Below are 19998 nucleotides of genomic sequence, written 5' to 3'. Positions count from 1 at the left end.
AACTGCTCAGCGATGGCCGAGCAGTTCACCGATCAATGCCGCATCCAGTTCATCGAAATGCCTGATCAGCCGGTCGGCGCCGAGGCTTTCGATTGGCTCGTGCGAATAGCCGAAGGGAACGGCGATTGACGGGATTGCCGCATTGCGCGCCGCCAGAATGTCGTTGTCGCTGTCGCCGACCATTACGGCGAGGCGCGGATTGCCCCCGGCCCGTTCTATGGTGCTGGTCAGATGCCCCGGATCCGGCTTCCTCACCGCAAACGTATCGCCGCCGGCAATCGCCTTGAAATAGTGGGTCATGTCCAGCTTCTCGATGAGCGGCAGTGCGAGAGCCTCCAACTTGTTGGTGCAGACTGCGAGGTTGAATCCCGCTTCGGTCAACCGATCCAGCGCATCGATAAGTCCGGGGAAGGGGCGGCTCTGGCCCGGCATGTTGGCCTTGTAGTGTTCGATGAAGCGGTCGAGCAGGGCGGGGAGTTCTTCGTCGGAGAGCGGCGCGCCACGCAGCGCAAACGCCCGTGCGATCATCACGCGGGCACCCTGTCCGACGAGATGGGTGAGGTCGTCATAGGTCACCGGCTCGAGATTTGCCACGGCGATCGTGTGGTTGAGGCTCTCGACGAGATCGGGGGCGGTATCGACAAGAGTGCCGTCGAGATCGAAGACGATGGTGGGGGCGGTCAAGGGCTGGCTCCATCCTGCGTGACTGGCTGCTTTCCTCCCTGCGGTTAGGCGAAAGCCTGACAAAAGGCAACCGCTACACCGGTATCGGAAAGGGGCTTTCGTTCGGGCTATGAGCCGTGTAAACAGCACTCGACGCAACAGATGGGAGTTTTCGGCGCATGGACGCCCGCGAGATGAAGATCAAGGCCGCAGCTGCGGCTTTGGAGCACGTCGAGGACGGCATGCGCCTCGGTATCGGCACCGGTTCTACCGCGGAGGAATTCGTCCGTCTGCTTGCTGAAAAGGTCGCCGGCGGCCTCAAGGTCGAAGGCGTTCCGACGTCCGAGCGCACCGCGCGGCTCTGTGTCGAACTTGGTGTTCCGTTGAAATCGCTCGACGAGCTTCCCGAACTCGACCTTACCATCGATGGTGCGGACGAGGTCGATGCAGCCCTTCGGTTGGTCAAGGGCGGCGGCGGTGCGTTGCTGCGCGAAAAGATCGTCGCGGCCGCCTCTTCGCGAATGATCGTGATTGCCGATGAAAGCAAGGTGGTGGATGTGCTTGGTCGCTTCCCGCTGCCGATCGAGATCAACCCCTTCGGTCAGGTCGCGACCCGGATTGCCATCGAAAAGCTCGCTTCCCGTCTTGGCCTTTCTGGCGAATTGCGTATGCGCATGTCGGATGACGGGGTGTTCACCACGGACGGTGGACATCTTATTCTCGATGCATCTTTTGGCCGCATTCCTGATGCAGAGGCCTTGGCAAGTGCGCTGAACACCATCCCCGGTGTGGTCGAACACGGACTATTCATCAACTTGGCCTCACTTGCCATCATCGCCGGTCCGGCGGGTGCGCGGGTGATGGGCGCAAAGAACTAAACAGGAGCTGTGAATTTCATGATCAAGTTTTCGGGTCTGAGCCGTGTTGCCTCGGTCGCGCTCATTGCCGGCAGCATGATGCTGGCCGTTTCCGCCAAGGCACAGGAAGTGCCGGCGGAGCACCTGCAGGCCGCACGCGCAGCCATCTCTTCGCTCGGTGTTACCAACCGTTTCGACAACATCCTGCCGAACATCATGGACCGTCTGGTGGCTCAGCTTATCCAGGCCTATCCGAACCTTCAGGATGAGATTTCCAAGAAGGTCGAGGAAGAAGCGCTGAAGATCGCTCCGCGCCGCGCCGACCTGGAGAACGAAGCTGCTCTCGTCTACGCGAAGGCCTTTACCGTCGACGAACTCAAGGCGATCACTGCCTTCTATTCGAGCGATACGGGCAAGAAGCTGCTGAAGGATGGCCCGATTGCAACTCGCGAACTGCTGAAGGCTGCCGATATCTGGACTGCCGGTGTTGCCCGCGATCTGGAGAAGCAGTCCAACGACGCGCTTCTCAAGGAAGTCGGCGCACAGGCTCCGGCAGAAGCGCCGAAGCAGTAAACTGCGAAATCAATTTTCAGGGAAAGGCCCGGATCGCATCCGGGCCTTTCTTTTTGCAGGTACGTTGCACCGCACCCGTTTCAAATGCAGCACCGGCACTCTATATCGTGTGGCGGTTCGCTATGTTCTTGACGAATGAGATTGCAAGGAGAGCTTTTCGATGTCGAATTTCGATTATGACCTGTTCGTGATCGGTGGTGGTTCGGGCGGTGTTCGCAGCGGAAGGCTTGCCGCCTCGCTTGGCAAGAAGGTGGCAATCGCTGAGGAATATCGTTTCGGCGGCACCTGCGTCATTCGCGGTTGCGTGCCGAAGAAGCTCTTCGTCTATGCCTCGCAGTATCATGAGCATTTCGAGGATGCCGCCGGCTTCGGCTGGACAGTGGGCGAAAGCCGCTTCGACTGGAAGGCGCTGATCGCCGCCAAGGACAAGGAAATCGACCGGCTGGAAGGGCTCTATCGCAAGGGCCTCGAAAACGCCGGAGCGGAAATCCTCGAAACTCGCGCTGAACTCGTCGGCCCGAACCGCGTGCGCCTCACCAAGAGCGGTAAGGTCGTAACCGCCGAGAAGATCATCATCGCCGTCGGCGGTGCGCCCAATCCGCATGCTGCGCTGCCTGGTCACGAACTCTGCATTTCTTCGAACGAGGCGTTCCATCTGCCGGAACTGCCGAAGTCCATCGTGATCGCCGGCGGCGGTTACATCGCGGTCGAATTCGCCAACATCTTCCACGGTCTCGGCGTCGAGACCACGCTGATCTATCGCGGGGCCGAGATCCTCAACCGCTTCGACCACGATCTGCGCCGCGGCCTGCATGAGGCCATGGAGCAGAAGGGTATCCGTATCATTCTCCATGACCATTTTGTCTCCGTCGCCAAGACGGCGGATGGGCGCCTTGCTGCCGAAACGAAGAGCAACGGTACGCTGGTTACGGACCAGGTCATGCTGGCGCTCGGCCGCGATCCCTACACCAAGGGTCTCGGGCTTGAGGCTGCTGGTGTTGCCACCAACGAGCGGGGCGCCATCATCGTCGACCAGTATTCGCGGACGAACGTGCCGAGCATCTTCGCGCTCGGCGACGTTACCGACAGGGTGCAGCTGACGCCTGTGGCGATCCACGAGGCGATGTGCTTCATCGAGACCGAGTACAAGAACAACCCGACCTCGCCGGATCACGACCTGATCGCGACGGCGGTCTTCTCCCAGCCGGAGATCGGTACGGTCGGCCTTTCGGAAGAGGCTGCGGCGAAGAAATTCGATGAAATCGAGGTCTACCGCGCCCAGTTCCGGCCGATGAAGGCAACGCTCTCCGGTCGCGCGGAAAAGACGATCATGAAATTGATCGTCAATGCTGCGGACCGCAAGGTGGTCGGTGCCCATATCCTCGGCCACGACGCCGGCGAAATGGCGCAGCTTCTCGGCATTACGCTGAAGGCCGGCTGCACCAAGGATGATTTCGACCGGACCATGGCCGTGCATCCGACGGCAGCGGAAGAGCTGGTAACGATGTACAATCCGAGCTACCGGATCAGGAACGGCGAGCGCGTCTGAGCGCGCCGCTTCCCGGATGCTTCCGAGGTCCGCTCTCGTCGGCGGACCTCAAGACGCCAGCACGGCGTTTCTCCGAGTTGCGCCGTTGAGCCAGTCGATGGCGGGTTCCCAAAGGTTTTCCCGGAATGTCGGCCGGAAGAAGCCGAGGTGACCGATTGTCTGGCCGGGCGGCGGGCTGACACGGCGGCGTTCGACGGGCGCGTTGACATATCCCTTCAGGATCGCCTCCTGCGCGCGCGGCGTGGCCCACGGATCGTCCTCGACGCCGATCGACAGGATCGGCGTGTGGACTTCGGCAAACCGTCTTGCCGCATCCATGGTGGGATCGGCGAAGAAATAGTCCGGGGAGCGGCCCCATCTGGCCCATTGGCGAAAGACCGTTCCGGGAAGGGTTTCTCCAAGTCCCACCCAGCCCGGGACACTGCCGGTCAGCATGGCAAGTGGCACACCGATCAGGTTCATCGCCGCGAAGACCTTCAAGGGCTCATCCGTGTAGCGCCAGTGACCTGACATGACGGCGACCATCAGATAGCGTTCGAACCTTGCGGCGCGGCCGCAGAGGCCAAGTGCCTGGCCGCCGAAGGACTGGCCGATGCCGACCATCGGATGGCCGGGCGCCAAACGTTCCAGCCTGCCGATGGCTGCGGGCATGTCCTTTTCCGCCCAGTCCGTCATACCGGGCAGGGTGTACCAGCCAGGCGGCGCCTTGGAAGCCGATACGCCGCGGTAGTCGTAGGTCAGGACGGCGCGATAGCCGTGGACGGCAGCGAGGTGCTGGGCGAAGCGTGCATAGATGTTGCGCGGTACGGCGGCGGCCGATGAGATCAGGGCGAGCGGGCCATTGCCCGCGCCCTCGAAAAGCGTACCGGCGAGCGGAAACCCGTCGGCGGCCTCAAAAACGATATCGCTGCGTTTTACATCCGCATCCTGTTGCATCGACCGATCTCCTCATCCCGTCGCGCATCAATTGCATCCGATGAAATTCTTACGTTTACGTTCATGTAAAATCAAGGCTCGGATCCCTGCCGTCACGACTGTCGCTGAATGAGGGGTCTGCTTTTTCAGCAAGATACGATGGAACGGTGGTCCGTCGGGTGAATGCAAGGGGCAGGGTGTTCGGAAAATGAGGACCGAGTGTGCGCGGAAGGCCTTCAACTTCGGCTTTGCAACGCCGATATATCCGTTTATAAGCCCCGAATTCCAAGCGGCCGGGAGGAGGCCGCCTTTTAACAGCAGGTGAAGACCATGGCACAGAATTGGACCCCAGGTAGTTGGCGACAGAAGCCGATCAAGCAGGTTCCCGCCTATCCGGACGCAGCAGCGCTCGCGGATGCGGAAGCCCAGCTTGCCAAGTATCCGCCGCTCGTCTTTGCCGGTGAAGCACGTCGCCTGACCAAGTCGCTTGCCAATGTCGCGGAAGGTAACGCTTTCCTGCTGCAGGGCGGGGATTGCGCAGAGAGCTTTGCCGAGCATGGCGCGGATACGATCCGCGACTTCTTCCGCGCTTTCCTGCAGATGGCTGTCGTCCTGACCTATGGTGCGCAGCTTCCGGTCGTCAAGGTCGGACGCATCGCCGGCCAGTTCGCCAAGCCGCGCTCTTCGGATTTCGAAAAGCAGGGTGATGTCGAGCTGCCGAGCTACCGTGGCGATATCGTCAACGGCATCGAGTTCACGCCTGAGGCCCGCGTTCCCAATCCCGAACGTCAGATCATGGCATACCGGCAGTCGGCTGCGACGCTGAACCTGCTGCGCGCCTTCGCGATGGGTGGCTATGCCAACCTTGAGAACGTGCATCAGTGGATGCTCGGCTTCGTCAAGGACAGCCCGCAGGCCGAGCGCTACCGCAAGCTCGCCGACCGGATCTCCGAGACGATGAACTTCATGAAGGCCATCGGCATCACCTCGGACAACAATCCGAGCCTGCGCGAGACGGATTTCTTCACCAGCCACGAGGCGCTGCTTCTCGGCTATGAGGAAGCGCTGACCCGCGTCGATTCCACGTCGGGCGACTGGTACGCGACCTCCGGTCACATGATCTGGATCGGCGACCGCACGCGCCAGGCTGACCATGCCCACATCGAATACTGCCGCGGCATCAAGAACCCGATCGGCCTGAAGTGCGGTCCGTCGCTGCAGCCGGACGACCTTCTGAACCTGATCGATCTCTTGAACCCGGCGAACGAGGCCGGCCGTCTGACCCTGATCTGCCGTTTCGGCCATGACAAGGTTGCCGACCACCTGCCGAAGCTGATCCGTGCCGTCGAGCGCGAAGGTCGCAAGGTCGTATGGTCCTGCGATCCGATGCACGGCAACACGATCACGCTCAACAACTACAAGACCCGTCCGTTCGAACGGGTCCTCTCGGAGGTCGAAAGCTTCTTCCAGATCCATCGTGCTGAAGGTTCGCATCCGGGCGGCATCCATATCGAGATGACCGGCAAGGATGTAACGGAATGCACCGGCGGTGCGCGCGCTGTTTCGGCAGAAGATCTGCAGGACCGTTACCACACCCATTGCGATCCGCGGCTCAACGCCGATCAGGCGCTCGAACTGGCCTTCCTGCTGGCCGAGCGCATGAAGGGTGGTCGCGACGAAAAGCGGATGCTGGTCGCCAACGGTTAAGCGTTTGATATCGGAAAATCCTGAAAGCCGGCGTCGATGAGACGCCGGCTTTTCTGTTTCCGCCTACTGGACGAGAACGGGTTGCTGGCAGGTGGCATATGTCGCCCGTATATCGGCCTCGCCTATACGGATACCGAGTGCGAGCAGTGTGTTGTAGAGCAGGCTGTCCAGCGGAACAGTGAGGTTGGCAAGTGTCTGAGCCAGTGCGTTCTGAACGGCCTGCGGTGTTCCAAGTGTCAGCCCCGCAAGACGGATATCGACGTCGAGGTTCTTCAGCAGGGAAAACTGCAGCGTGGTCAGGGTCTGGCTGGTTGAGACTGTCTTCACGGTGCCGCTGGCGATCTCGTTGGGCGTGAAGGTCAGCGTCTTCTTGTCGAGATTGGTGGCGTTGATATAGGCCATTGCGTCGATACCCAGCAGCGGTGCCTGTACCAGTGTGGCCTTGGTTACCCGCGGCTTGGTGCCGAAATTGGCGAAGGCGCTGGTATCGATATTGCCAAGTGCGATTTCGGCAACGCCCGGCACGGCCTCTATCCGCACATCCGCCGAGCCGCTGCGGTCACGACAGTGGATCTCGGTCAGCTTCGCTTCGGCATGGGCGACCTCGATATAGAGAGGCACCTTCACCTTGATGCCGGCAAGCGCTAGCAATCCGTCTGTCGAGACATTCAAGGCTACGCGCGTCTGCGCCGTGCGGACGATGGTGCCGACGCCTCCGACCGCAGCCGGCGGGGTGGAGACGGGCGGCGCGCCGATGGCGATCGACAGCTTTGCCGAAGCGAGGCCCGGAAAGGTTGCACCAAGATCGACGGCAACCTGATTCTTGCCGTTGGCTGCTGCCGCGGCGGCCGTCAGGAATTCGAATACCCCGACATCGACCGTCAGGTGGTCGGCGCTGCCGATCAGTCGTTCGGAATAGGGGCCGGGGTTGAGGACGTTCTCAAGCTTGACCGTGAGCTTCGTCTTGGCAACCGTGCGCTTGAGCGCTTCGAGTGCCGATCTCGTTTTGGCATCGAGCGTGGTTTGGCGCAGCACGGCGTCAATCACCTTGCCGAAGCTGACATCGGTCTGAAGCAGTTCCTCGTAAGTTACCGCAGTAAGGCCGAGGTCGATTGCAAGAGCGTCGAGCGTCTTCAGGACGGCAACGTCGGCATCGATAAGCGCGCGATAGTCCATGACGTCGAGGCTGACGCTGGTGCCGAGCAATCCCGAAAGCACCGCGTTCAGAACTCCGTCATGCAGGCTTGCAAGCCGTGTGCCGATGGAGAAGCTCGCCATCTTGTTTGCGGCGGCCGTGCCGACCGCTCCGAGTGTGGGTGGATCGGCGAAGGCGCTGGCGAAGAAGAGTGTCTCCTTCCTGCGGACTTCGACCCTGACCGCATCGGGATAGCTGCTCGTCTGGACGAATCGCGCATCGACCGAGAGTGCGGGATCGGCGGTGTAGCGACCTGTGGTCACCGTTGCCACTGCCGAATATTGGTTGATCTTGTCGAGCGATACGACGCCGGTATCGGTGATGAGGCCCGTGGCGGTTGCCACGGGCATATCCAGCCCGTTCATCTTGAAGTAGTCGAAGGCCGCCTGTCCCGGGTTGGACAGGCTGGAGGCGGCAACGATGGCGGAGAGATCCGCGGCCTGTTGCAGCGCCCGCTGCTGCATAGTCAGGTGGCCGTAGTCCACGCCAAGCGCCAGAGTTCCTATGATCAACGGGGCGACAAGGGCGGCCGAGACCGCGATGTTGCCGGTATCTTCCTTCAACATTCGTCTGGGCGAGAGGCTGGGGCGCCGTTTCATGTCATATCCCCCCGACGCGGATGGTGGCAAAACGCCGGATCACCTTGCCCGGCATGGCGAAACTGTAGAGCTGCCAGATCGGCAGGCCCGATGCGTCGTAGGAAATGCTGACTGTGAATTGGTTGGGATTGTTCGGGTCGTCCTGCACCGCAACCGTCATGGCCTTGTCGTCAAGGAATGCATATTCCGGGGTCGTCACCTTCACGTATTTCTCGGCGAGCTGCTTGCGCTCGGCCGGTGTGAGCCCCGCAATCGCCGTGCGCGCTGCATCGGCTGTGAGCTGCTGCACCGCATGGCTCGCACTCAGGTAGATGCCGTAACCGATCATCGAAAAGACGACCATGAAGAAGACAGGGGCCAGAATGGCGAACTCGATCGCTGCGGCACCGCGTCTATCTGTGAGTAAACTCCGCTTTCTACGCATCCTGGAATACTCCCTCGTCCGTGTATGCGTAATTTAGATTGTAATGAAACTACTCGCTTATTAAGGTTTGGTTATCTCCGGGAAGCAATTCGTGCTTGTATTAGGTATATTTCATATTGATGCAGCGCAAAATTGGCGCCGCGGCGGCAAAAGCCAGATCTTGAGGAAACCGCAACCAAAGCTTCAATGGTTTGCAATTGACCTCCAAGGGGGAGGAAGGCGAACCTGCGCCGGTCAAAGACCAAGAAACGAGGGATAGAAGTGGCGATGAGCGGTGAGCAACGATCCGGAGCGTGCCTGTGCGGGGCGGTTTCCTTCGAGGTGAAGGGGCCGCTGCGGCCAATCATATTTTGTCATTGCTCCCAATGCCGCAAGCAGACGGGGCATTACTACGCCGCCACCAATGTTGCGCTGGAGCACATCGATCTCAGGGGAGAGGACAACGTCACCTGGTACCGGGCGAGCGATACGGCGGCGCGAGGCTTTTGCCGCACCTGCGGTTCGGCGCTCTTCTGGCGTGGCGACGGGCTCGACTACATGTCCATCCTCGCCGGCGCTTTCGAAACGCCCACCGGCCTCGAACCTGGTTGTCACATCTATTGTGCCGACAAGGGCGACTATTATGATCTGGACGATGCGCTGCCGAAGTTTGCCGGTGACGGACCACCGGCCGCTCCCGTCACGACCTCCTGAGGCATCGTCGCAGGACCAGCTTCCGCAATCTCCTCAAGGGCGTGCTGATAGGCCTCGTCCAGAGCCGCGAACTTGGCGGACTGCCAGGTGAAGTAGTCGCTGAGGAATGATTTCGACAGCCACAGGTCGCCCCGCCGTCGCGGTTGATCCCAGCCGAGTAGGTTTTCCAGCTCGGCCTTCTTGAACATGCGTTTCAGGTTGGTGGCCGAGATCATGTAGATGTCGCTGAGTTCGGCGAGCGTGACCGGGCCGATGCTCGTGCGTTCCGCGTCAGGGTCGAAGGTTTCGATGCGCGCGATCAGGTCATGCAGAACCATGCCGCCGAGATCGGACCAGAGGAAATGACCGATGGAGTCGGCCGGATCGCGCCAGATCGGGTCTTCCACGAGTTTGGCGGCTGCATAGGGCTGCGCGATACGGAAGATGCGAGGATCGGTTGCGGTCGTCGCCTCGCGGTTGCCGCCGTCCAGCCGGTCAAGACAGGCCATGTGGCCAGTGAACCAACCCATCATAGCGGTATTGCTGGCTTCGGTGGTTTCGAGCACCCGCACGCGGCGGTCCGGGACGTCCGGCACGTCACGGAGGAACTTGTAGGCGACCAGTTCCGCCAGAAAAGCGGTTGCCGTATTTCGGCTTGCCGCGCCGAGTTTCATGACGATCTCGACGAAACGGGTTGCCGTCAGGCCGGAGAGGGGGTCGCCTTTAGTGCGCTGCAGGCTCAGCGCATAGAGTGACTGCGTCATCAACCATTTTCGGTGAGACGCCTTCAGGCGTGACAGCCTCGGCGTACGGACGTGAATTTCTATAAGATGTTTCGCAATCTGCTTTTCGATCGACGGAAACGACGGATGGGCAGCAATCTCGGCTCGGGTCAATGACCGCATGGCTCGTTACGCTCTGATGAAATACCTGAACTCTTCATGTTTGCAGGGCGATGCCGCGATCTGTCGGCATGCGTGACCTCGCGGGAGATCATCCCCTTTCGCCATCCTTCCGGACGCGTTGCGAATGTCAATGACGCTTTTCTTTCGTCCGCGCAAGATGCGGGGCAATGATAATGCGTAACATGCCGCTGCGGCATTCCGTCCTTTCGTCGGGGGATCACGACTCCGGGTTGAGGCGGTCGGTCATCTCCGGGAAGAAGCGCTCCATGCCGAACTGGCTGCCGAACATCATGTCATGCTGCAGCAGCCGCAGATCACGGATCGAAGGATCGAGTGTCGTGCCGTTGACGGCCCAGTCGGCCTGCGTCCTGCCATTCCGTTCCACCAGCAGGTGGCGGTCGAAGACTGTGAAGCGTTCCTGTGCCCGGCCGAGCACGCCGGTGTAATAGGGGTGGCGATAACCGGCCAGTTTTACCACCAGCGAAGGAAGCTGGGCGGGGCTCACCGATCCGATATCCTTCTGTACGCCGCGCTTGGAAGACCAGACGACGAGCGGTGTCTCGTGCTCGCGCTTCATCACGTCGAGCGGCGCCCTGCGGGTCGCGACCTGATCCGGCATGTAGCCGCTTTCCGGATAGACGGTGCCAAGCGGCGGCAGGTGGTCGCCGAACAGCACGATGATGGTTTCACGGCGACGCTTTTTCGCCCATTCCATCAGCGTCTTGAGGCTCTTGTCCGCCTCGCGCACGCCCTGCGCGTAGGTTGCGAGCGTATTGCGGCTTTCCGAAGAAAGCACGGCTTCGTCGAGTTCTACGGTGTTGCTGGCGTATCGGTTCGCCTCGTAGGGGCCGTGCCCCTGGAGGGTGACGGCAAAGAAGAAGAACGGCTCGGCGGTATCGTCGCCCACCCGCATGATTTCGCGGGTAAGGGCTTCGTCGGAAGCGAAGATGCCCCGCTTTTCCATCGCCGGCATTGTCTCTTCGGAATCAAAGCTGTCGAAGCCGAGGGCCTTGTAGACGTTTGCGCGGTTCCAGAACCAGCTCTGGAACGGGTGGAAGGCCTTGCTGGTGTAGCCCTTGGATTCGAAGAAGGTGGCGAGCGATGGCAGCGGACGACGAACATATTGCTGGTAGGGAATGCTTCCATAGGGAAGGAAGGCATTGGAAAAGCCCGTAAGTGCCTCGAATTCCACATTGGCGGTCATGCCGCCGAATTCCGGCGAGAAGACGTTGCCGGACTGGCTGGCGCGGATGGTCGGCATCGGGTCCGGAGAAAAGCCGATGTTGGAAAGGCGGGTCGGATCCCAGAGAGATTCGCTCATCACCATGATGACGTCGGCATGGCGGCCGGAGAAGAAGCTGGCGGGCACGCGGTCTGCCGGGATGTCGGCAATTGCGTCGCTGCCATAGCCCTCCGGCGCCGACACGTTGGCCATCGGCGCGTTGAAGGCGAAAGCAAGCAGAAAGCCGTTATGGCGGTAGTTTTCCTGCTGGTCCCACATCATGGGGACGATGTTCAGCCGGTCACGCAGGTAGGAATAGGAGGTCGCGTCCATCAGGGACAGGAAGGCGCCGATGATCGGTAACGCAACGACCAGTCGGCCAAGCTTTGACATGCCGTTGAGGCGCGGAAAACGCTTCCAGCTGACGACAAACAGGTAGACGACAATACTGATCGTCGCCAGCGTGGCGGCGGATATGGCTATCGCGGTGAACGGCTTTGCCGCGACCATGACGGGCAGCAACTCCATGATCTGGCGCCCGAACAGAAGATCACTCGGATAGAGCGGGTCGGAGAGGAAGAGTTGCTTCTGCCCGGAGAAAAAGGCCGGCAGTAGCGCCAGCGGAACGATGACGAGCGCCGACTGGTAGGCGCGGCCGAACAGTGCATCGCCTGCGAGCAGCAGGAGGAATATGACCCCCGCAGCCACGAGCCCCGGACGGCTCGGCGAGAGCATATAGTCGGCAATGTCGATCAGGCTGCCGCGTGCCAGCCATTCGCTGCAGATAATGGTAAGGAGCGCGATGCCGAGAGACATCGCAACCGTGACAAGCGCTGTTTTCGCCTGCTGGCGGCTTGCCTGTGCCACGGTGCCCTGTCGGGCGACGTTCGACGAAATCGCCGGCTCTGAGCCAATCTCAAGCACCTTGCTCTCCAGCTATGAAGTCATGTCATCCAAACTTCGCATAGCTGTCACATAACCGTCATGAATGCCAGATGAACTAGGCGCTCGGACGATTTGTTCACATGGAATCTACTCTCTCGGTGATCTTTTACTCGCCATGCTTTTCGTGAGCCACGTCCTCGTTGCGATTGTCATCGTCACGCGCTAAACCTGCCCCATGAGCGATACACCCATTCGACCCGACATCCTGCGCATCGCCATTGCGCAATTCGATCCGACGGTCGGCGACGTTGCCGGCAATCTTGCGAAGGCGCGGGAAGTACGCGCCGAGGCGGCCGCGCAAGGGGCCGACCTGCTGCTGCTGACCGAACTGTTCATTTCCGGCTATCCGCCCGAGGATCTGGTGCTCAAGCCGGCCTTCCTGAAGGCATGTCTGCATGCCGTCGAGCAGCTTGCCGCCGATACGGCTGACGGTGGACCGGGCGTCATTGTCGGGTTCCCGCGGCAGGGGCAGAAGGGGCGGCACAATTCCGCGGCCGTTCTCGATGGCGGCAAGATCATCGGTCTTCGCGACAAGATCGATCTGCCCAACTACGGCGAGTTCGACGAGAAGCGCGTCTTCGTCGAAGGTGACATGCCGGGGCCGGTAAACTTCCGCGGCGTGCGGCTCGGTATTCCGATCTGCGAGGAAATCTGGAACGATCTCGGGATCTGCGAGACGCTGGCAGAGACGGGTGCCGAGATCCTGCTCGTTCCCAACGGTTCGCCTTATTATCGCGGCAAGGTCGATGTGCGCCATCAGGTGGCACTGCGTCAGGTGATCGAGAGCGGTCTGCCGCTTATCTTCGCAAACCAGGTTGGCGGCCAGGACGAGCTGGTCTTCGACGGCGCGAGTTTCGCCTTCAATGCCGACAAGTCGCTCGCCTTCCAGATGAGCCAGTTCGAGCCGACGATGACCGTGACCACCTGGAAGCGTGCCGAGGACGGCTGGCGGTGCACGGACGGACCGATGTCGCATATCCCGGAGAAGGAAGAGGCGGATTACCGCGCCTGCGTTCTGGGCTTCCGCGACTACGTCAACAAGAACGGGTTCAAGAGCGTCGTTCTGGGCCTTTCCGGTGGTATCGATTCCGCCCTTTGCGCGGCGATTGCCGTCGATGCTCTGGGCGAGGAGAGGGTGCGCACGGTGATGCTGCCCTATCGTTACACCTCGCAGGAATCCTTTGCCGACGCGGAAGCATGCGCGAAGGCGCTTGGCTGCCACTATGACACTGTGCCGATTGCCGAACCGGTCGAAGGTTTTCTTTCCGCGCTTTCCGACATGTTCGAGGGAACGGACAGCGGTATCACCGAGGAGAACCTTCAGAGCCGCGCCCGCGGTACCATCCTGATGGCCATCTCCAACAAGTTCGGTTCGATGGTGGTGACCACCGGCAACAAGTCGGAGATGTCGGTCGGCTATGCGACACTTTACGGCGATATGAACGGCGGCTTCAATCCGATCAAGGACCTCTACAAGATGCAGGTCTACGCGCTTTCCGGCTGGCGCAATGCCCATGTGCCGCCGGGTGCGCTCGGGCCGTCGGGAGAGGTCATCCCCGCCAACATCCTGTCCAAGGCGCCGTCTGCGGAGCTTCGGCCGAACCAGACCGACCAGGATTCGCTGCCGCCCTATCCGGTGCTCGATGACATCCTCGAATGCCTCGTCGAGAAGGAGATGGGGGTCGAGGATATCGTGGCCCGCGGCCATGACATTGCGACGGTGCACCGGGTGGAGCATCTGCTCTATCTCGCCGAATACAAGCGGCGGCAGTCGGCCCCCGGCGTGAAGATCACCAAGAAGAACTTCGGCCGCGACCGGCGCTATCCGATCACTAACCGTTTCCGGGATCGCTGACGGCGCATCGGCGACCGGATCTGGAGAGGACATGCGAAGCTCGCTCGAGATCTTCAATATCCGCACACGCGAGCACCGTGTCGTCTGGCAGACGGAGCGGTTGATCGAGGCGCCGAACTGGTCGCCCGATGGCAGCTACCTGCTGCTCAACAGCGACGGCCTGCTTTATCGCCTGCCGCCCGACGGCAGCGAGGAGCCACGGCAGATCGACACGGGTTTCGCCACCCGCTGCAATAACGATCACGGCATTTCGCCGGATGGCCGGTTCATCATGCTGTGTGACAAGGTGGAACACGGCAAGACCTGCATGTACATCATGCCGGCTGAGGGTGGGACGCCGCGCCAGATAACGGAAAATCTGCCGTCCTACTGGCATGGATGGTCGCCCGACGGCCGTTTCGTCAGCTATTGCGGTATCCGCGATCAGATCTTCGATATCTACACAATATCGGTGGAGGGTGGCGTCGAGACGCGCCTGACCTTTGGAGAGGGGCGCAATGACGGTCCTGACTGGTCCGCCGATGGCGAGTGGATCTATTTCAATTCGAGCCGCACGGGCCTGATGCAGATCTGGCGGATACGCCCTGACAGTCGCGATTTGCAGCAATTGACCAGCGACAATTTCGGCAACTGGTTTGCGCATCCGTCGCCGAAGGGCGACAAGGTCGTCCTGATCTCCTACGATCCGGAGGTCTTCGATCATCCGCGTGATCTTGACGTCCGGATGCGCCTGATGGACATGGATGGTGGCAACCTCGAAACACTGTTTGAGCTGTTCGGCGGTCAGGGGACGATCAATGTGCCGAGCTGGTCGCCGGATGGAGACGAGTTTGCCTATATCAGATACTTTCCCGCAAAGGATTGAGGGCCTGTCGCAAACGGCGGTTTGCGTGGCGGCCCGCTTGCTGTAAAACCATTCACGTCAGGTGCCCGTGCGCTGTTGCGGGAGAATCGGGAAGCCGGTGGAATTCCGGCACGTGCCCAACGCTGTGAGGTGGATGCCCCGTCGTCGGATCTTCGGATCCGGACCACTGGCCGCAAGGTCGGGAAGGTCGTGCGGAGCAGAGGAAGCCCAGTCAGAAGACCGGCCTGACGAGATAGACTTGCCCTGCGCGGACGGCGGGCGGTTGCAAGCATTGTTGGGGATATGACGATGCGCAACGAACCGAACGATCATCTCGTGCGGGCAGGTGCTTTTTCCGCTCAGGAGCGGAAGGCCGTGTACCGCGCCATTCGCAGCCGTCGCGATGTGCGCGACCAGTTCCTGCCCGATCCCTTGCCGGACGAACTCATCTGGCGCTTGTTGCAAGCGGCACATGACGCGCCGTCGGTCGGATTCATGCAGCCCTGGAACTTTCTGGTGGTGCGCGATGCCGCCAGACGCGAGGCTGTATGGCAGGCGTTTTGCCGAGCGAATGACGAGGCCGCCGCGATGTTTTCGGGCGAGCAGCGGCAGAGTTATCAGCGGCTGAAGCTCGAGGGCATCCGCAAGGCGCCTGTCGGCATCTGCGTAACCTGCGATCCGACACGAGGCGGTCCTGTCATTCTCGGGCGTACCCACAATCCACGCATGGACAGCTATTCGACGGTCTGCGCCGTCCAGAACCTGTGGCTCGCTGCACGCGCCGAAGGCGTCGGCGTCGGTTGGGTCAGCATTTTCCATCAGGACGACCTGAGATCGGTCCTTTCGATACCAGACCATGTCGAGATCATCGGCTGGTTCTGTCTCGGCTATGTCGACCAGCTCTTCGATCAGCCGGAGCTTGCGGTCAGAGGCTGGCGTCAGAAAATTCCATTGGAGGAACTTGTCTACGAGGAGTCATGGGGAGTGCTCCCGGCAACCTCGGCGCGGGAGCGCTCCTGACCAAAAATGGTTCGCCAGGAGTTCCTTATGTTTAACAAACATTAAGCGCTGCGACCTAATCCTCTCGTAACGTAAGGGTGGTTGCCATTGCATGACGCAATAGATCCTCGCCGGATGAACAGGCCTTCCGCTTCCAAACGGGTGTCATATCTCTTCTGGAGACGTCATGTATTTTTTGCGCATTCGCCTCGGCAGGGCGGTACCCGCCGCCATTGCCGGACTCGTGTTGGTGAGTTCGGCGGTCCTCGCCATTTCCGATATTGCGGGACAACAGCAGCTTAACTCTCTCATCAGTCTCTACGACAACGAACGGAAGGTCGATCTTCAGCTGCGCGAGCTCATTTCGCTGCAGAAGGAGGTGGAACTCGCGATCGTGGGCACGCAGGAAGCCTTGACAGATATTTCCGCCACACAGGCTCTCGATGGTCTCGATGACGGTTTCCAGCTCGCGGAGGAGGAATCCGTGCGACTTCACCAGAAGGCGGAACGGATCGAGGTGCTGGCGGGCAGTCTGTCGGCTCCCGAACTGGCTCCGGCCATCGCTCAGCTGACCAAGCGTTACGAAGAGTTCCACCAGGGCGGAATTGCCATGGCCAATGCCTACATTGCCGCGGGTCCTGCCGAGGGCAACAAGCTTATGGGCAGTTTTGACGGCTTCTCCGATGCCCTTCAGAAGGAAATAGAAGCCACGAGTTCGATTGTCGGTGCGATCGTTGCCCGTGAGGATGCAAAGGCCGACGCAGACATCGCGGCGACGCACACGAAAGCGGAAGCCATGGCGCTGACGCTTGCCGCACTCGGGGTCGTGATGATCGGGTGCGGCGCCTTGCTGGCCTTCTTCGTTTCCCGTCGCCTGCTCGCTCCGCTCAATCGCGTGACGGCGGCAATGAATGCGCTTGCAGACGGAAACAGCGATGTCGAATTGGCTGGCGCCGAGCGGGTCGATGAAATCGGCGATCTCGCCCGCTCTTTCCAGAACTTCCGGGAAAACCTGATCGCGCGCCGGAATGCTCAGCTGGAGGAACAGCGTAATCGTGACCGAGTGCAGCAGTTGCAGTCGATGAATGAGGCTGAACGCATGGCCGAGCTTGAACGCACGAAGGCGGCCGTGGATGCGCTGGCCGGAGCGCTGGATAGTCTCGCCCATGGGGACCTGACGGCGCGTATCGATACGCATCTCGATGGTGAATATGATCGGCTGCGCGATAACTTCAACCAGTCCGCCCGCAAGCTGCAGGCCGCGATGGCCGGCATTACCGGCATTTCGCACGAGATCCGCTCCAGTTCGTCGGAAATGCGTTCCGCTTCGGACGATCTCGCCCGGCGCACCGAGCAGCAGGCCGCCGCTCTCGAGCAGACCGCTGCCGCCTTGAACCAGATCACCATTACCGTGAAGAATGCTGCCGCCATCGCCGATAGCGCAAGCCGGAAGGTAGGCGAGGCGAACCGTCGTGCCGAACAGTCCGACCAGATCGTCCACAGCGCGATCGAGGCGATGGGCAATATCGAGCAGAGTTCTTCCCAGATCGGCAAGATCATCGGCGTCATCGACGAGATCGCTTTCCAGACCAACCTGCTGGCCTTGAATGCCGGCGTCGAGGCTGCCCGCGCCGGCGAGGCGGGCAAGGGCTTTGCCGTCGTCGCTCAGGAAGTCCGCGAACTTGCCCAGCGTTCGGCCAACGCGGCAAAGGAAATCGCTGCCCTTATCCAGAAATCGAACGAAGCGGTCAGCAGTGGCGTTTCACTGGTGAATCAGTCCGGTGACATTCTGAGCCTGATCCAGGCGAATGTCATGGAAATCAATGGCGATATAAGGGCCATCGTTACCGGTGCGCATGAACAGTCGACGGGTCTGTCAGAAATCAACGCGGCAATCACGCAGATGGATCAGGTGACCCAGCAGAATGCGGCCATGGTTGAGGAAACGAGCGCTGCCGCGCATAAGCTGGCGCAGGAGGCGGAAGACTTGGCCGGTCAGGTCAATCAGTTCCGACTGTTGGAACAGTCCGTTCGAGGCGTGGTTTCCCGCGCCGCCTGAGTGCGGTTCAACGTGAAAAAACAAAACCACCGGTTACCGTGTAACCGGTGGTTTTTGTATTCCGTTCGTTACTGGAGAGGCTGCGGTCCGGGTGCTGCCGGATGCCTGAGGTCGAGATTGCCGAGGTCGGGAGCCAGGAAGGCCGGTCCTACACGCCGGATCTTGCTGTCCTCTGGGTTGTAGGGTCGCTCGACGGGGGGCGACGAAACCGGCTGGGCTGGCGCGGTGGCGGGCACCTTCGGATTCATATCGATGACGGCAGACTTGTCGTCTGGAACATTCAGCGTCGCGCTGTTTTCTCGAATCTTCGAGTAATAGGCGCCGAGATCGCATTCGCAGGCGGATTTCTCGCCGGTCGGCCGGTTCAGGTAGGAAAAGGCGGTCGGAAGCTCGCGATAGGGGCGGCCGGTCTGGGTCGAGACCATATCGGCGCTCTCGCCTGATGTCATCGAGTGGTAGTAGAGTTCCGTCTCGACCCCCGGGCACATCTGCTGGCAGGTATCGGCATCTCGCCGGAAGTTCATTGGCGATGTGTTGGACGAGATCGGGAAGAAGCCCCCATCGCAGGTACGGACGCAAAGCGTGCGGAGATTGCCGTAGGCCGTGGTGCCTTCCAGTGCGGCGGTCATGCGGCTATCAGTTTCCTCCTGGGGGGTGGAAAGCTGCTGCCCGGCGGCTTCAGCGTTACCGGGCGGTTCGTTGTTGCAGCCGTTTGCGTCAAGGGCGGCGAGAATGCGCGCCTTGGTCGCCTCGTCCGGGCCGCTGTTGCGCAGTGCTTCCAGCCGGGCGGTGAGGTCGCGCCTGTTCTCCTCCATTCTGGTCAGGGCGGAAGAAAGATCCGAACAATCGTTGCCGCCGTCGGCGCGGATGACCACGATGGCGGAGGTGTCGCAATGCAGGCGACGGATATCCTGACGTGTCTTGCGAATCTCGATGTTCTGGCGGGCTATGGCACTGGAATAACGGCGGAATTCGCTGCTGTTCCCAATGATCTGGCTGCTGTTCGTCAGCCCATCACGCAGTTGTCCGCATAAAGCCGAGGCGTGGGCGGCAATAGGCTGACACGCCAGCGCGGCGGCGAATGCCAGCAGAAATATTTTCTTGCCGCGCTGCAAATCGTGTCCCCGGTCCGCTTCGTGCCACTCTGGCTCACATTCGATGAGCCTATATGTAATCTCACCATAATTAGCGAGTGACGAAGTGCCAACCGGGAACACTTATTTGTGTTAACGGGCCTTGTATCGGCGCAACGGGAATGCGTCAGGCGGCGCGAGCACGGCCGAGCGCGGAAGCATCCTCCAGGACACGGCCTTCGATGGCGGCGATGGCCTTCATGCCGGCAAGCATTTCGGTGTCGATTTCCCAGCCGACTGCAACTGCGAAGACCGAGCCGATCTTGCGGGGCTCCCCGATGCGTTCGCCGGGGCATCCCATGCGTCGGAACATGCGTTCGAGGAAGACGTCGGTCACCGTGACGATATGCGAGATATCGGAGGCGAGGCAAAGTTCTCCCACACCGCACATCAGTTCTGCGGCGGCCACCGTTACCTGGTTGGAGGCGCGGTCCTGGGAAATCTCCGGTTCTATGCAGAAACGGCTGGACTCCCAGACAGAGGCGCTGCGGATTTCCGGTTCGTCGCCCAGCAGGATGGGAAAGGTATCGTCCAGCATATTGGGTCCGAGCGTCGGCAGCAGCCGCAGCGAGCCGCGCAGGCGGCCCTCCGGTGAATAGGAGAGGACATAGACCGGGTTGGCGGCGTCGTAGTGGTCGATCTCCCAGTCGCCCTTCACGGAGACGTCCCACTTCAACAGATCGTGGAAGACCTTCTTGCGAAGGGTGTGCATCTCGGCGATCTCGGCAGAATGGCTTTCGCGGTTCGCGGCGGTAATGATCCTGATCATGGCGATTTCCTTCCGTGGTTGGAGAGGAAAAAATGCCGAACTGTGTAGGAATTTAAACTGTCGGTAGTGACAGTGTATAACTATACAATTTTTGATTATTATTCCGGCCCGCC

The 19998-nt window shown here is 60.7% G+C and carries 17 protein-coding genes and 1 riboswitch; of the genes, 9 read left to right on the top strand and 8 right to left on the bottom strand.

Annotation, left to right across the window (positions count from 1 at the left end; translation table 11 throughout):
* Positions 1-6: 6 nt before the first annotated feature.
* Positions 7-684 (bottom strand): phosphoglycolate phosphatase, encoded by a 678-nt coding sequence (gph, locus tag NBH21_RS07345; RefSeq protein ID WP_250916117.1) that lies wholly within the window; start codon positions 682-684, stop codon positions 7-9.
* A 158-nt stretch (positions 685-842) separates the two neighbouring features.
* On the opposite strand from gph, the gene rpiA reads away from it, so the two are divergent.
* The 3 genes from rpiA to gor all read left to right on the top strand — a co-directional run bounded on the left by rpiA (position 843) and on the right by gor (position 3642).
* Positions 843-1541, top strand: coding sequence for a ribose-5-phosphate isomerase RpiA (gene rpiA / locus NBH21_RS07340; protein ID WP_250916118.1), 699 nt, complete (start codon positions 843-845; stop codon positions 1539-1541).
* Between the two features lie 18 nt (positions 1542-1559).
* Positions 1560-2093 carry a DUF2059 domain-containing protein gene (locus NBH21_RS07335; RefSeq protein ID WP_250916119.1) on the top strand — a complete coding sequence of 178 codons (534 nt, stop codon included), beginning with the start codon at positions 1560-1562 and terminating at the stop codon, positions 2091-2093.
* 160 nt (positions 2094-2253) lie between these two features.
* Positions 2254-3642 carry a glutathione-disulfide reductase gene (gene gor, locus NBH21_RS07330; RefSeq protein ID WP_250916120.1) on the top strand — a complete coding sequence of 463 codons (1389 nt, stop codon included), beginning with the start codon at positions 2254-2256 and terminating at the stop codon, positions 3640-3642.
* Positions 3643-3690: 48 nt separating this feature from the next.
* Here the strand turns inward: gor and NBH21_RS07325 are convergent, their stop codons facing one another.
* On the bottom strand, positions 3691-4578 hold the full coding sequence (locus tag NBH21_RS07325; RefSeq protein ID WP_250916121.1) for an alpha/beta hydrolase family protein: 888 nt from the start codon (positions 4576-4578) through the stop codon (positions 3691-3693).
* A gap of 309 nt (positions 4579-4887) precedes the next feature.
* On the opposite strand from NBH21_RS07325, the gene NBH21_RS07320 reads away from it, so the two are divergent.
* Complete coding sequence (locus NBH21_RS07320; RefSeq protein ID WP_250916122.1) at positions 4888-6264, top strand: class II 3-deoxy-7-phosphoheptulonate synthase; 1377 nt, start codon at positions 4888-4890, stop codon at positions 6262-6264.
* 63 nt (positions 6265-6327) lie between these two features.
* Here the strand turns inward: NBH21_RS07320 and NBH21_RS07315 are convergent, their stop codons facing one another.
* On the bottom strand, positions 6328-8058 hold the full coding sequence (locus NBH21_RS07315; protein WP_250916123.1) for a TadG family pilus assembly protein: 1731 nt from the start codon (positions 8056-8058) through the stop codon (positions 6328-6330).
* A gap of 1 nt (position 8059) precedes the next feature.
* Positions 8060-8482, bottom strand: coding sequence for a TadE/TadG family type IV pilus assembly protein (locus tag NBH21_RS07310; RefSeq protein WP_250916124.1), 423 nt, complete (start codon positions 8480-8482; stop codon positions 8060-8062).
* 267 nt (positions 8483-8749) lie between these two features.
* On the opposite strand from NBH21_RS07310, the gene NBH21_RS07305 reads away from it, so the two are divergent.
* Positions 8750-9175: a GFA family protein gene (locus tag NBH21_RS07305; RefSeq protein WP_250916125.1), complete on the top strand. Its 426-nt coding sequence runs from the start codon at positions 8750-8752 to the stop codon at positions 9173-9175.
* Here the strand turns inward: NBH21_RS07305 and NBH21_RS07300 are convergent.
* Both NBH21_RS07300 and NBH21_RS07295 read right to left on the bottom strand, forming a co-directional pair.
* On the bottom strand, positions 9103-9918 hold the full coding sequence (locus NBH21_RS07300; RefSeq protein WP_250916126.1) for a hypothetical protein: 816 nt from the start codon (positions 9916-9918) through the stop codon (positions 9103-9105). The two genes, NBH21_RS07305 and NBH21_RS07300, sit on opposite strands and share 73 nt — an antisense overlap.
* Before the next feature lie 358 nt (positions 9919-10276).
* Positions 10277-12097 (bottom strand): LTA synthase family protein, encoded by a 1821-nt coding sequence (locus NBH21_RS07295; RefSeq protein ID WP_250916421.1) that lies wholly within the window; start codon positions 12095-12097, stop codon positions 10277-10279.
* Between the two features lie 304 nt (positions 12098-12401).
* Between NBH21_RS07295 and NBH21_RS07290 the strand changes: the two genes are divergently transcribed.
* From NBH21_RS07290 to NBH21_RS07275, 4 genes are all read left to right on the top strand, one after another.
* Positions 12402-14081 carry an NAD+ synthase gene (locus NBH21_RS07290; RefSeq protein ID WP_250916127.1) on the top strand — a complete coding sequence of 560 codons (1680 nt, stop codon included), beginning with the start codon at positions 12402-12404 and terminating at the stop codon, positions 14079-14081.
* A 31-nt stretch (positions 14082-14112) separates the two neighbouring features.
* Positions 14113-14946 (top strand): TolB family protein, encoded by an 834-nt coding sequence (locus NBH21_RS07285; RefSeq protein ID WP_250916128.1) that lies wholly within the window; start codon positions 14113-14115, stop codon positions 14944-14946.
* A 42-nt stretch (positions 14947-14988) separates the two neighbouring features.
* A riboswitch (cobalamin riboswitch) is annotated at positions 14989-15188 on the top strand.
* A 46-nt stretch (positions 15189-15234) separates the two neighbouring features.
* Positions 15235-15945 (top strand): 5,6-dimethylbenzimidazole synthase, encoded by a 711-nt coding sequence (gene bluB, locus NBH21_RS07280; RefSeq protein ID WP_250916129.1) that lies wholly within the window; start codon positions 15235-15237, stop codon positions 15943-15945.
* A gap of 166 nt (positions 15946-16111) precedes the next feature.
* On the top strand, positions 16112-17983 hold the full coding sequence (locus NBH21_RS07275) for a methyl-accepting chemotaxis protein (protein ID WP_250916130.1): 1872 nt from the start codon (positions 16112-16114) through the stop codon (positions 17981-17983).
* A gap of 68 nt (positions 17984-18051) precedes the next feature.
* Here NBH21_RS07275 and NBH21_RS07270 read toward each other — a convergent pair whose 3' ends face one another.
* Positions 18052-19098 (bottom strand): DUF2865 domain-containing protein, encoded by a 1047-nt coding sequence (locus tag NBH21_RS07270; RefSeq protein WP_250916131.1) that lies wholly within the window; start codon positions 19096-19098, stop codon positions 18052-18054.
* A gap of 145 nt (positions 19099-19243) precedes the next feature.
* A complete protein-coding gene (locus tag NBH21_RS07265) occupies positions 19244-19885 on the bottom strand; it encodes an acyl-homoserine-lactone synthase (RefSeq protein WP_280924135.1) in 642 nt (213 codons plus the stop codon).
* Positions 19886-19998 lie beyond the last annotated feature (113 nt).

Source organism: Ciceribacter sichuanensis (assembly GCF_024055605.1).
Classification (GTDB): domain Bacteria; phylum Pseudomonadota; class Alphaproteobacteria; order Rhizobiales; family Rhizobiaceae; genus Allorhizobium; species Allorhizobium sichuanense.
Note: the sequence above shows the minus strand (reverse complement) of the source record. Positions and strands in the feature narration are given on the sequence as shown.